Here is a 10,368-nt window from a genome sequence, read left to right as displayed (position 1 = left end):
GCGCCCTGGCGTCACAGCTGGGCGCGGTCACGGTGTCGTCAGTTCCCGACGAACAGAGCGCCGAGGTGGGCGGTCTGCAGAACACCGTGACCAACCTGGGCGCCTCCATCGGAACGGCAGTGGCCGGCGCCGTGCTGATCTCCGCGCTCACGACCTCCTTCTTCGCGGGAATCCAGGGCAACCCCGCGATTCCCGACGAGCTCTCGGCGAAGGCGGAGGTGAACCTGGCCGGCGGCGTGCCGTTCATCCCCGACGACCAGCTCGAGGCGGCTCTCGCGGAGGTCGGCGTCACGGGCGACACGGCGACGGCGGTCGTCGAGGAGAACAGCGAGGCCCGCCTCGACGGCCTGCGGGCCTCCCTGGCGGTCCTGTCAGTGCTCGCCGTGGTCGCGCTGTTCTTCTCCGGCGGCATACCCACGCGGCAGCCGGGTGCCGAGAGCGCCGCCGCCGTCAACGCAGCACCCACGCCCGGCACCGGACCCGCGCCCGGACCCGCGCCCGAGCCCGCGTCCGGACCCGCGTCCGAGCCCGCTCCCGAGGCCGAACCCGTGAAGGGCGCTGACCCACCGTGACCACCTCCGTCAAGCGTCGTCGAGCCGGGGAGGCCCCACATGTCTGATGAGGTTCTGCCTGCGTCCGTCCCCGTGAGCCAACCCGCGCCCGGGAACCCGACCGACACGGGGGTCGACCAGCGGATGGCGGCCTACCGCCGGGCGCGGGAGCAGGTCGAGCGCAGCATCCTGCCGCTGGCCACGTCCGTGGACGGCTACGCCTTCGACTTCCAGGCCTCGTTGCACGACCTGAAGCTGAGGCGCGGCGGGTACGTCGCGCTCGAGGCCGGAGACCAGCGACGGCTGGGGCAGGTCACGGATGTCGAGGCCGCGTCAGCGACGTCGAACGGCGAGGGCCGGGACGGGACCGGGGGCGAGGGCTCGGTCAGGATCCGGCTGGCCCGAGGTGGTGGCATCGTCCTCGACACCGACGGCAACCCGTTCCACGACGCCGCCGTGCGACCTGCGGATCCGGAGGAGGTCGGGGCCTGGCTCGCCCGGACCCGGCCGGACCGGGCCGGCCTGACCATCGGCGAGATGCTGCTCGCAGCCGGGATCCCCGCAACGCTCGACAGTGGCGGCCTCGCCCGGCACACGTTCATGTGCGGCCAGTCGGGGTCCGGGAAGACGTACTCGCTCGGCCTGCTGCTCGAACGGGTCCTTGCCGAGACCGGGTTGCGCGTGGTGATCCTCGACCCGAACTCGGACTACGTCGGGCTCCCCCGCCTGCGCGACGGCGCCGATCCGGAGCTGGCCGCTCGCTACTCCCACGTTCCCGCCGAGGTCGCCGTCTGGCGGAACGACCCGGGGGCGGAGCACCCGCTCAGGATGCGGTTCGCCGACCTCGACCCTGCCGCGCAGGCGGCCTCCCTGGGCCTGGACCCGATCCGTGACCGCGACGAGTATGCCGTGCTGACCGACCTGCTCCGCGCCCAGGAGGACGGGCAGCCCCTCGTCGCCGGGCCGCACCAGCTGTTGGAGGCGGATGCGCCCGGGGCGCGCCAGCTGGGCATGCGGGCCACGAACCTCGGGGTGCTCGGATGGCGGCTGTGGAGCCCCACACTGCCGTCCCTGGTGCGGGAGCTGCAGCGCCCGACGGCGCGCTGCACGGTGGTGGACCTCGGCTCGCTGGACACGGTGCAGGAGCAGCACCTGGTCGCCACAGCCGTGCTGTCGACGCTCTGGGAGTCACGCCTGTCCCGCCAGCCCTGCCTCGTCGTCATCGACGAGGCACACAACATCTGCCCGGGAGAGCCCCTGGACGAGCTGAGCCGCCTGTCCTCGGAGAGGGCCGTCCAGATCGCGGCCGAGGGACGCAAGTACGGGCTGTACCTGCTGACCTCGACGCAGCGCCCGCACAAGGTCCACGAGAACGTGGTGTCCCAGTGCGACAACCTCCTGCTGATGCGCATGAACTCGCAGGCCGACCTCGCCGACCTGGGCAGGCTGTTCTCCTTCGTGCCGTCGGGGCTCATGGCCGGCGCGACCTCCTTCCGCATGGGCGAGGCCCTGGTGGCGGGGAAGATCCTGCCGCACCCGGCCTATGTGCAGATGGGCGAGCGTGTCTCTCAGGAGGGCGGTGCCGACGTCCCTGCCACCTGGGCGGTTCCGCGCACCTCCTCCTGAGCCCGCGCTCCGTCGACGCCTCCCCAGATCCACTCGCTGACCAGGCGCCCCACGACGGTCGCGACGACCAGCACGCCACCGAGCATCACGAGCCAGGAGCCGATGGAGAACACGACACCGATGGGCCCGTACTGCTCGAGGTTCGCGCGGGTGAACGCCGGCATGAACACGCCGGAGAGACGGCTGAGCAGGACGACCAGCGCACTGGTCACCATGGCGCCGGGAAGCAGCCGCCGCCACGACACGCGGCCGCCGAGCAGGAGCCGGGCGGTCCACCACCACAACAGGGTGTAGACCACCAGCTGGAACGCCAGCCGGAGCGCCCCTGTCACCGGGCTGCCGGTCAGGGAGCGCACCAGCATGGCGGTGGCCTGGAGCACGGCAACCCAACCAACGAGCCAGAGCAAGCCGCTGCGCAGGGCCCGCACCCCCTTGTCACCCGGCAGGTCCCAGGCTCGGGTGTACATGCGCTGCAGGGCACGCGAGAAGCTCGACGCCGAGACGAGCGCGACCAGGACGCCGGCAAGGCCTGTCTCGGTCCGGGTCACCCCTTCCCGCACGGCAGCCTCGCGGAGCGGCTCGAAGACGTCGTCCTGCACGCCGAGGACGTCCCGGAGCTGGGCGAGCAGTCCGGTGCCCCAGCTCGCGGGGGCGAAGGTCCCCAGGGCCATGAGCATGGGGATGAGGGCCAGCAGGGCCTGCGCGCCGAGGGCGAGCGAGCGGTCGATCAGCTCCACCCTCGCGAGGTCCGAGAGCAGCCGGTGCGCCGCATCGCCGCCCTTCCGCCCCAGGCCACGGACGGGGGCGAGCCACCGTGGGCCTCTCATCCCCCCAGTCCACGGGCGGTTGGCGACGCCGGCGTCATCCCTGTCGGATGATCCGCGCGCCTACGTGCGCGGCGACTGCTGGGAGGTCTGGCGGTGCTGGCGGACACGGCTCCAGAGGAGGTCGAGCGCCGTCGCCAGCACCAATACTCCGATCATCGCCGTGAACGTCTCTGGTGCGGTGCGCAACGTCTCCGCGGCGAACACCACGAGCACACCCGCAGTGAGGGCGATGGCGGCCACCAGCACCCAGGCACTGGCCCCGATCTCCCGCCGCAGGCGGTAGGCGCCGAGGGAGGTCACCAGGAAGATCACCAGGGCGACGACACTGCCGAGGGAGGCGATCGCCGTGAGGTCGACGAGGTTGGCCAGCAGCAGCACCAGCAGCACCGAGATCACCAGGCCGCGGGTACCCCCGACCCTCGCAAGCTGGCCGAAGACGGGTGGGAAGAGCCCGGACTCGGCGAGCTTCGCGGTGGATCCGGTGGCCGCGTAGATGTTCGCGTTCACCGAGGACGACGTCGCCAGCAGCGCGGCGACGGCCATCATGGCGAAGCCGGCGTCGCCCAGGGCCGGCTGTGCCGCGACCGCCAGCGCGGTGTCGCCGTTCTCGATGACCTCCTCCACCGTGAGGGTCCCGAAGACGCCGACCGCGATCAGGATGTAGAGGGTGGTCGTGATGCCCAGGGCCAGGTACATGGCCCGCGGCAGGTTCTTGTCGGCGTCGGGCAGGTCGCCACCGGTGAACGTGATGACGGCGAAGCCCAGGTACGCGAAGAACGTCAGCGCCACGCTGGAGACGATCGCGCTCCGCTCCGGGTAGGTCGACGGCGCGAGCAGCTCCGGGTCGATCTGGGACAGCGTGACGACGATGAAGACCGCGAAGACGGCCAGGAGCACGACCACGATGACGCTCTGCACGCGGTCGATGAACTTCGCGCCCGCGATGTTCACGGCCGCCACGGCCACGACCAGCGCGGTCGTCAGGATGTTGTCCCACGCACCCGGGTCGGCGTCCTTGATGAGCAGGGCCGTGGCGTAGCTGCCGAAGGACACCGAGACCATGGCCGTGACGATGAGCGAGGCGAAGTACAGCAGCCACGACGTGATCGACGTGGTGTGGCCGCGGCCGTAACCCTGGATCAGGAAGGTGATCAGGCCGCCCGAGGAGGGGTACGTCGCACCGAGCTTGGCCACGGCATACCCCTGCAGGAGCGCGACGATGCCGGCGACGAGGAAGGAGACCCACACGGCCGAGCCGGCCACGGCTCCTGCCTCGCCGAGCAGCGCGAAGATGCCTGCGCCCACCATCGAGCCCACGCCCAGGAACGCCGCACCGCGCACGGTCATGGCGCGGGTCCCGGCCTGCTCCGCGCCCTGCGATGGGTCTGTCACGGCTCTCCTCCGGTAGGTCCTGTCTCCCGCGCAGCTCAGCGCCTCGGCACTGGTCCCGGTCTCAGCAGCTGGCCGAGGCGACGGCCTTGAGGTCGGCGAAGGACACCTGCAGGGCCCTCGCGGCGTCCACCACCGCCGAGAGGCTTGCCGCCGACGGGCTGGCCGCGGCCGCCTGAAGGCTCGCCTTCACCGTCGCCGCGCTCGACTCCACGGCGGCGATCTCCGTCGCCCACTGCTCCCCCGCGTCCTCGCGCACCTTCTGGAGGTTGTCCTGGACGGTCGTCAGCTCGCTCTGGAACGCCGTGGGGTCCTTGACGTCCGCGGCCCGCAGCTTCTCCACCGACGCCGCCAGGGTGTCCAGGCTCTGGCACAGGGCAGGGGGCTCGCCACCACAGGCGAGGAGACCCGTCGTGACGAGGATGAAGGACACCACCAACGCCGCCGCTCGCTGCCTTCTCGGTGCAGTCCTGTGGTTCATACCCCTCAGGCTCGGCTCGAGCGCGACCGTGAGCATCATCCCCGCGGGGTGATGCCCGTCCGGGGCCACGGGGGGACGGTGAGATGTCCGGCCGATGGGCCAACCGCGGGTCGTGGCCCGGGGACCGTCCATGAGGAGCGCCTGCCATGACCGACGCGAACGAGGTTGAACGCCTGCGAGCCCGAGTGGCTGAGCTGGAGGCCGAGTTGGAGGAGACCCAGGACCCGCGACCACCGGGCGGCGAGACCGCCCGTCGTTCCCCGTGGTGGGCGGTGGCCTCCGCCATCCTCCTCACGCTGGCCTGCCTGCTCGCCCCGCTCTCGGTGGCGGCGGTCTGGGCGAGCACCCAGATCTCCGACACCGACCGCTACGTCCAGACGGTGGCGCCGCTGGCCCAGGACCCGGCCGTGCAGCAGGCGATCGCCGACGAGGTGACCCAGGCCGTCCTCGAGGCCATCGACGTCGAGACGCTGAGCACCGAGCTGCTCACGGCGCTCGCGCAGCAGGAGAACATGCCTCCACGGCTGGGCACGCTCCTGCCCGGCCTGGCGGCGCCGATCAGCAACGGCGTCGAGAGCTTCACCCGCGACCAGGTCGGCCGGTTCGTGGCCAGCCCCCAGTTCGCCGCGCTGTGGGAGCAGGTGAACCGGGTGGCCCACGAGCAGATCGTCAGGCTCCTCGAGGGCACCGGGGCCGGCGCGGTCAGCGCGCAGGGTGACCAGATCACCCTGAACCTCGGCCCGGTCATCACGGCAGTGAAGGAGCGTCTGGTCGCCCGCGGGTTCTCCGTGGCCTCCCGGATCCCCGCCATCGAGCGATCCTTCGTCCTGGTGCAGTCCGGCTCGATCTCCGACGCCCAGGCCTACTACCGGCTGCTGAACACCCTCGGCACCTGGCTTCCCGTCGTGGCCGTCGCCCTCTTGGTGGGGGGCGTCTTCCTCGCACGCGACCGCCGACGCGCCCTGCTGCGCGGTTCCCTGGGCTTCGTCGCCGGCATGATCGTCCTCGGCCTGGGCCTGGCCATCGGGCGCACGTTCTACCTCGCGGCGGTTCCCCCCGACCTGCTCTCGCGCGAGGCCGCCGGGACGATCTTCGACACGCTCGTGCGCTTCCTGCGGACCGGGCTGCGCGCGGTCGCTGTGCTCGGCCTCGTGCTCGCCCTGGCCGCGTTCGTCACGGGCCCCTCCTCGACGGCCGTGCGCACCCGCGAGTTCCTCGAGCACGGCATCGGGTCCATGCGTGGCGGCGCCGAGGCTGCCGGGCTGAACACCGGACCCGTGGGGTCGTGGGTCTACGCGCGCAAGCGGGCCCTGCGCATCGCGGTCCTGATCGCCGCGGGCGTCGTGCTGGTCTTCTGGACACGGCCCACGGCGGTCGTGGTGCTGGTGGTCGCCCTGCTCTGCCTGCTGGCGCTGGGCCTCATCGAGTTCCTCGGCCGTCCTCCCGTCCCCGGGGCACCCGGAACGTCGCCCGAGGGGGCCGCTGCCGACGTCGAGGACCACACCTCCACCGGACAGGCACCCGGGCCACCGTCAGGGATCCTCCGCGGCGGGTGATCCCCCGTCGCGGAGGACGGACTACAAAGGTCGTGTCAGCACCCACCGCGCCCTGCGCGCACAACACACGGAGGCCGTCATGGCAACCAGCACCCCCACCGGCCGGAGCTCCGGTTCGCGAGACGCGAGCGCGGGGGCGGTCGGTGTCACCGTCTTTGCCGGAATCCTCATGATCATGGCCGGGGCGTTCCACGCGTTCCAGGGCTTCGTCGCCCTCATCAACGACCAGTTCTTCGTCGTCGGCAAGGAGTACGTCTTCGAGTTCGACCTCACGTCGTGGGGCTGGATCCACCTGCTCCTGGGCATCGGCGTCGCCCTGGCGGGGTTCTTCCTGTTCCAGGGCGCGATCTGGGCGCGGACCGTCGCCGTCGTCCTGGCCTGCGTCAGCATCCTGGCCAACTTCCTGTGGATGCCGTACTACCCGGTCTGGAGCCTCACGGTGATCGCCTTCGACGTCTTCGTCATCTGGGCCGTGACCGTGCACGGACGGGATGTCGTGAAGGTCTGAGGACACGCCGCTCCGGCGGTCGCCGCGTCACCCGCGAACGTCGGTCCCCTTCTCGGCGAACGCCTTGAAGTCCTCCATGAACACCTTGGACTGCTTGGGGAACGAACGGCCGAGGAGCGCTGCGACGACCTTCATGAACCCGGTGAACTCGAAGACGTTGCGCGAGACCCACCGGGTGCGGCCGGGCGCCGGCTCGGTGAAGTAGTTCTCGACCACGTTGTGCACGCCCTTGGCGTCGTACGTCCCGTGGAAGGCGTCCGGCAGGTCGCGCCGGGTGATCGTCTCGACCATCTCGATCCGGCGCCTGCCGTTGACGTACACCAGCCTCGAGCGTGCTCCCGCCTCGCCCGGCGTGCCGTCCAGGTGCTCGAACGACTGCAGCCCACGCTGCCACCGGACCAGGTTCGCCGGGTCGTCGAACAGCCGGACGACGTCCTCACGGGGCAGCGCGATCTCGATCTCCTGGGTGTACTCCATGGCCGCACCCTAGTGCGGCGTGATGGTGGCGCGGAGGGCGGCGGCGTCGCGCGCCTGCTCGGCGCTCACCCGGCTGAGGGCGAAGCCCGAGTGGCAGACGACCCAGTCGCCGGCCGACACCGGCACGTCCAGCACCAGCAGCGACACGGTCGAGGTGCGCTGGTCCGAACGGACCAGCGCGGCCCCGCCGGGACGCAGCTCGATCACCTCCGCGAGCTCACCGAGGCACATCCGCACACCCTCCCCCGCTGGCGGACACCTCGGAGGCCAGCTCCACCAGACCCACCACCCTGCGCACCGCCTCGGGCACCGACGCCGCGACCGGCGCCGACAGGGGGGCGCCGTGCTCGAGGCCTGCCGCCTCGACACCGACGACCCACAGCCGGGCGGGGAGTCGTCGCAGCGCGCGGGACAGCTCCACGGCCGACGCCAGGCCGAACGCGTGCGTCCCGCCCCGACCGGTCTGCGACCACGCGGACCGCGGCAGCGCAGCGGTGTCGGCCCCCACCTCCAGCACCGTGACCGACCCCGGCAGCGCTCCCGAGCGCACGGCGTCGACGACCACCACCGCGGAGGCGCCTGACCAGGCCTCGATCACACAGGTCGGGTCCTCGTGCTCGATGACGGCGACGCCGGGAAGGCCCAGCGCGGCAACCACTCCGGCGACCTCGCGGCCGACCGCGTCGTCGCCCCGGTCGGGGCTGCCCAGACCGAGCACCAGGACGCCACCCGGCCCCGTCCCGTCGCTCATCCCCGGTCCACGGTCAGGTCCAGGAAGTGCGTGGCGCACGAGATGCAGGGGTCGTAGTTGCGGATGGCCTGCTCGCAGCGGTGCTGCAGCGCATGGTCGTCGAGCTCGGACCAGGACTGCACCATCGTGCGCAGGTCGGCCTCGATGCTCGGCTGGTTCTGGGAGGTGGGAGGCACGATCTGCGCGTCCCGGATGAGGCCTGTGCCGTCCAGGACGTAGCGGTGGAACAGCACCCCTCGGGGCGCCTCACTCGCGCCGAAGCCCTCCCCCGCGCGCGGGGGCACGGCGACGCTGGGCGCGGCCCCGTCGGTCCAGCCGTCGATGATGCGCAGCGCTTCGGAGTACGCCTCCACGAGCTCCACGGCACGAACGACGATGGAGCGGAACGGGTTGCGGCACGTGGGACCGAGGCCCGCGGATCGCGCCGCATCGGTGGCGACGGGCGAGAGCTGGTCGGAGTTGAGGGAGTACCTCGCCAGCGGGCCCACGACGTAGGGGTTCGGCGAGCCGTCGAGGCGGGCGTGCAACGCGTTGGAGTGCTCGACGTGCAGCTCCTCGATGTGCCGGGGGAAGTCGCGCACCGCGAAGGCGCCGCCCGAGGAGGTCACCACGCTGCCGGACTCGATCGGGTAGCCGGTCCCGGTGCGCAGCGCGAGGTACTCGTAGGGCTGCTCGTAGTCCGGGACGTCGAAGCCGGCGACGAGCGCGACGGTCTGCACGGCCTCGTCACGGGCACGCTCGAGCCGCGGGCGCAGCGCACGCAGCTCGAGCCGGGTCGGCATCCGGTAGAAGCCGCCGACCCTGACGTTGACCGGGTGCACCGAGCGCCCGCCCACCGTATCCATCAGGTCGTTGCCGGCCTTCTTCATCCTCAGGCCCCGCTCGACCACGTCGGGGTGGTCGGCCGCCATCTCGACGGCGCCGTCGTAGCCCAGGAAGTCAGGGGCGTGCAGCAGGACGACGTGCAGTGCGTGGCTCTCGATCCACTCGCCGCAGTAGAGCAGCCGGCGCATCAGCAGGATCTCCTCGGGCACGTCGACCCCGCACGCGTCCTCGATCGCCCAGCACGCGCTCATCTGGTACGCCACCGGGCAGATGCCGCAGATCCGGGCGGTGATGTCCGGCGGCTCCGTGTGGGCCCGGCCGCGAAGGAACGCCTCGTAGAAGCGGGGCGGCTCGTAGATCCGCAGCTGCACGTCCGTGACCTGGCCGTCGCGGTACTCGATGTGCATCGCACCCTCGCCCTCGACCCGGGCCAGGGTGCCGACGTGCATCACCCGGCCGCCGTCGGTGAGCTTGTGGCTCATGGCGCCACCTCCCCCGTCTGAGCTGCCGACTCGTCGCTCCCCTGTCGTCCGCCGAGGTCCACCTCGCCGTCGTACGGCCCGGGCTCGTGCCGCTCGCTCTCCGCCCGGAACGCCTCGCTGGCGGCGTTGAAGGTGCGGAAGATGCGCACCACCTCGGGCTCGCCCATGCCGAGCCCGCTGAGCCGCTTCGCGATCGAGGCGGTGTTGGGCGTGTCCTGCGGGCCGAAGCAGCCGTAGCACCCGCGGCTGAAGCTGGGGCAGAGGGCGCCGCAGCCGGCCTGGGTGACGGGGCCGAGGCACGGCGTGCCATCGGCCACCATGACGCACACGTTGCCGCGGCGCTTGCACTCCACGCAGACGCTGTGCGACGGGATGCGGGGCCGGCGTCCCTGGATGGAGGCCGCGAGCACCTCGAGCAGCTGGTGCTTGTTGATCGGGCAGCCTCGCAGCTCGAAGTCGACCGTGACGTGCGCCGAGATGGGAGTCGAGCGGGAGAGCGTCTTGAGGTACTCGGGGTGGGCGTAGACGATCGAGCGGAACTCGGCGACGTCGCCGAAGTTCCTCAGGGCCTGGATGCCCCCGGCGGTCGCGCAGGCCCCGATCGTGACCAGGCGCCGCGACACCTCGCGGACGTGCTGGATCCGCTCGAGCTCCTCCGGGGTCGTGATCGACCCCTCGACCAGCGAGACGTCGTAGGGCCCCTCGACGACGGCACGCGTGGCCTCGGGGAAGTAGGCGATCTCGACCTCCCCGGCCAGCGGGATCAGCTCGTCCTCGCAGTTGAGCAGCGTGAGCTGGCAGCCGTCGCACGAGGCGAACTTCCACACCGCCAGCTTGGGCCTCCCGCGGTGGGCGGCCCGGTGCTCGTGGCCGTGGTCGTGGGTCAGGGTCATCG

11 protein-coding genes and 1 pseudogene are annotated in these 10,368 nt (G+C 71.7%); 4 read left to right on the top strand and 8 right to left on the bottom strand.

Going from position 1 to position 10,368, the window contains the following annotated elements:
- Positions 1 to 572 (top strand): annotated as a pseudogene (locus tag VIB11_RS14950) (hypothetical protein); the annotation flags it as partial.
- A 39-nt stretch (positions 573 to 611) separates the two neighbouring features.
- On the top strand, positions 612 to 2,177 hold the full coding sequence (locus VIB11_RS14945) for an ATP-binding protein (RefSeq protein WP_332032146.1): 1,566 nt from the start codon (positions 612 to 614) through the stop codon (positions 2,175 to 2,177).
- Here the strand turns inward: VIB11_RS14945 and VIB11_RS14940 are convergent.
- The 3 genes from VIB11_RS14940 to VIB11_RS14930 form a co-directional block, all read right to left on the bottom strand.
- Complete coding sequence (locus VIB11_RS14940) at positions 2,120 to 3,004, bottom strand: YhjD/YihY/BrkB family envelope integrity protein (protein ID WP_332032144.1); 885 nt, start codon at positions 3,002 to 3,004, stop codon at positions 2,120 to 2,122. The genes VIB11_RS14945 and VIB11_RS14940 overlap by 58 nt on opposite strands.
- A gap of 60 nt (positions 3,005 to 3,064) precedes the next feature.
- Positions 3,065 to 4,396, bottom strand: coding sequence for an APC family permease (locus tag VIB11_RS14935; protein WP_332032142.1), 1,332 nt, complete (start codon positions 4,394 to 4,396; stop codon positions 3,065 to 3,067).
- Between the two features lie 61 nt (positions 4,397 to 4,457).
- Positions 4,458 to 4,874 carry a hypothetical protein gene (locus tag VIB11_RS14930; RefSeq protein WP_332032140.1) on the bottom strand — a complete coding sequence of 139 codons (417 nt, stop codon included), beginning with the start codon at positions 4,872 to 4,874 and terminating at the stop codon, positions 4,458 to 4,460.
- Between the two features lie 146 nt (positions 4,875 to 5,020).
- On the opposite strand from VIB11_RS14930, the gene VIB11_RS14925 reads away from it, so the two are divergent.
- Both VIB11_RS14925 and VIB11_RS14920 read left to right on the top strand, forming a co-directional pair.
- On the top strand, positions 5,021 to 6,430 hold the full coding sequence (locus VIB11_RS14925; protein WP_332032138.1) for a hypothetical protein: 1,410 nt from the start codon (positions 5,021 to 5,023) through the stop codon (positions 6,428 to 6,430).
- Positions 6,431 to 6,509: 79 nt separating this feature from the next.
- A complete protein-coding gene (locus VIB11_RS14920) occupies positions 6,510 to 6,938 on the top strand; it encodes a DUF7144 family membrane protein (RefSeq protein WP_332032136.1) in 429 nt (142 codons plus the stop codon).
- Positions 6,939 to 6,965: 27 nt separating this feature from the next.
- Here VIB11_RS14920 and VIB11_RS14915 read toward each other — a convergent pair whose 3' ends face one another.
- The 5 genes from VIB11_RS14915 to VIB11_RS14895 are packed head-to-tail and all read right to left on the bottom strand — an operon-like array spanning position 6,966 to position 10,366.
- Complete coding sequence (locus tag VIB11_RS14915) at positions 6,966 to 7,415, bottom strand: SRPBCC family protein (protein ID WP_332032134.1); 450 nt, start codon at positions 7,413 to 7,415, stop codon at positions 6,966 to 6,968.
- A 9-nt stretch (positions 7,416 to 7,424) separates the two neighbouring features.
- The gene (locus VIB11_RS14910; protein ID WP_332032132.1) at positions 7,425 to 7,646 is read right to left on the bottom strand and encodes a HypC/HybG/HupF family hydrogenase formation chaperone; all 222 of its coding nucleotides are present in this window, start codon (positions 7,644 to 7,646) and stop codon (positions 7,425 to 7,427) included.
- Positions 7,633 to 8,166, bottom strand: coding sequence for a hydrogenase maturation protease (locus VIB11_RS14905; RefSeq protein WP_332032130.1), 534 nt, complete (start codon positions 8,164 to 8,166; stop codon positions 7,633 to 7,635). The genes VIB11_RS14910 and VIB11_RS14905 overlap by 14 nt, the downstream gene beginning before the upstream one ends.
- Positions 8,163 to 9,473, bottom strand: a complete 1,311-nt coding sequence (locus tag VIB11_RS14900; RefSeq protein WP_332032128.1) for a Ni/Fe hydrogenase subunit alpha — start codon at positions 9,471 to 9,473, stop codon at positions 8,163 to 8,165. Before VIB11_RS14900 ends, VIB11_RS14905 begins: the two co-directional genes overlap by 4 nt.
- Positions 9,470 to 10,366, bottom strand: coding sequence for a hypothetical protein (locus tag VIB11_RS14895; RefSeq protein WP_332032126.1), 897 nt, complete (start codon positions 10,364 to 10,366; stop codon positions 9,470 to 9,472). The genes VIB11_RS14900 and VIB11_RS14895 overlap by 4 nt, the downstream gene beginning before the upstream one ends.
- Positions 10,367 to 10,368 lie beyond the last annotated feature (2 nt).

Source organism: Pedococcus sp., assembly GCF_036554925.1.
GTDB lineage: Bacteria > Actinomycetota > Actinomycetes > Actinomycetales > Dermatophilaceae > Pedococcus_A.
This window is presented reverse-complemented; position numbering and strand designations above follow the sequence as displayed.

Coding starts and splice junctions, on each gene's coding strand:
- VIB11_RS14945 (WP_332032146.1), top strand. CDS start 612: ATGTCTGATGAGGTTCTGCCTGCGTCCGTCCCCGTGAGCCAACCCGCG.
- VIB11_RS14910 (WP_332032132.1), bottom strand. CDS start 7,646: ATGTGCCTCGGTGAGCTCGCGGAGGTGATCGAGCTGCGTCCCGGCGGG.
- VIB11_RS14895 (WP_332032126.1), bottom strand. CDS start 10,366: ATGACCCTGACCCACGACCACGGCCACGAGCACCGGGCCGCCCACCGC.
- VIB11_RS14940 (WP_332032144.1), bottom strand. CDS start 3,004: ATGAGAGGCCCACGGTGGCTCGCCCCCGTCCGTGGCCTGGGGCGGAAG.
- VIB11_RS14900 (WP_332032128.1), bottom strand. CDS start 9,473: ATGAGCCACAAGCTCACCGACGGCGGCCGGGTGATGCACGTCGGCACC.
- VIB11_RS14925 (WP_332032138.1), top strand. CDS start 5,021: ATGACCGACGCGAACGAGGTTGAACGCCTGCGAGCCCGAGTGGCTGAG.
- VIB11_RS14920 (WP_332032136.1), top strand. CDS start 6,510: ATGGCAACCAGCACCCCCACCGGCCGGAGCTCCGGTTCGCGAGACGCG.
- VIB11_RS14905 (WP_332032130.1), bottom strand. CDS start 8,166: ATGAGCGACGGGACGGGGCCGGGTGGCGTCCTGGTGCTCGGTCTGGGC.
- VIB11_RS14930 (WP_332032140.1), bottom strand. CDS start 4,874: ATGAACCACAGGACTGCACCGAGAAGGCAGCGAGCGGCGGCGTTGGTG.
- VIB11_RS14915 (WP_332032134.1), bottom strand. CDS start 7,415: ATGGAGTACACCCAGGAGATCGAGATCGCGCTGCCCCGTGAGGACGTC.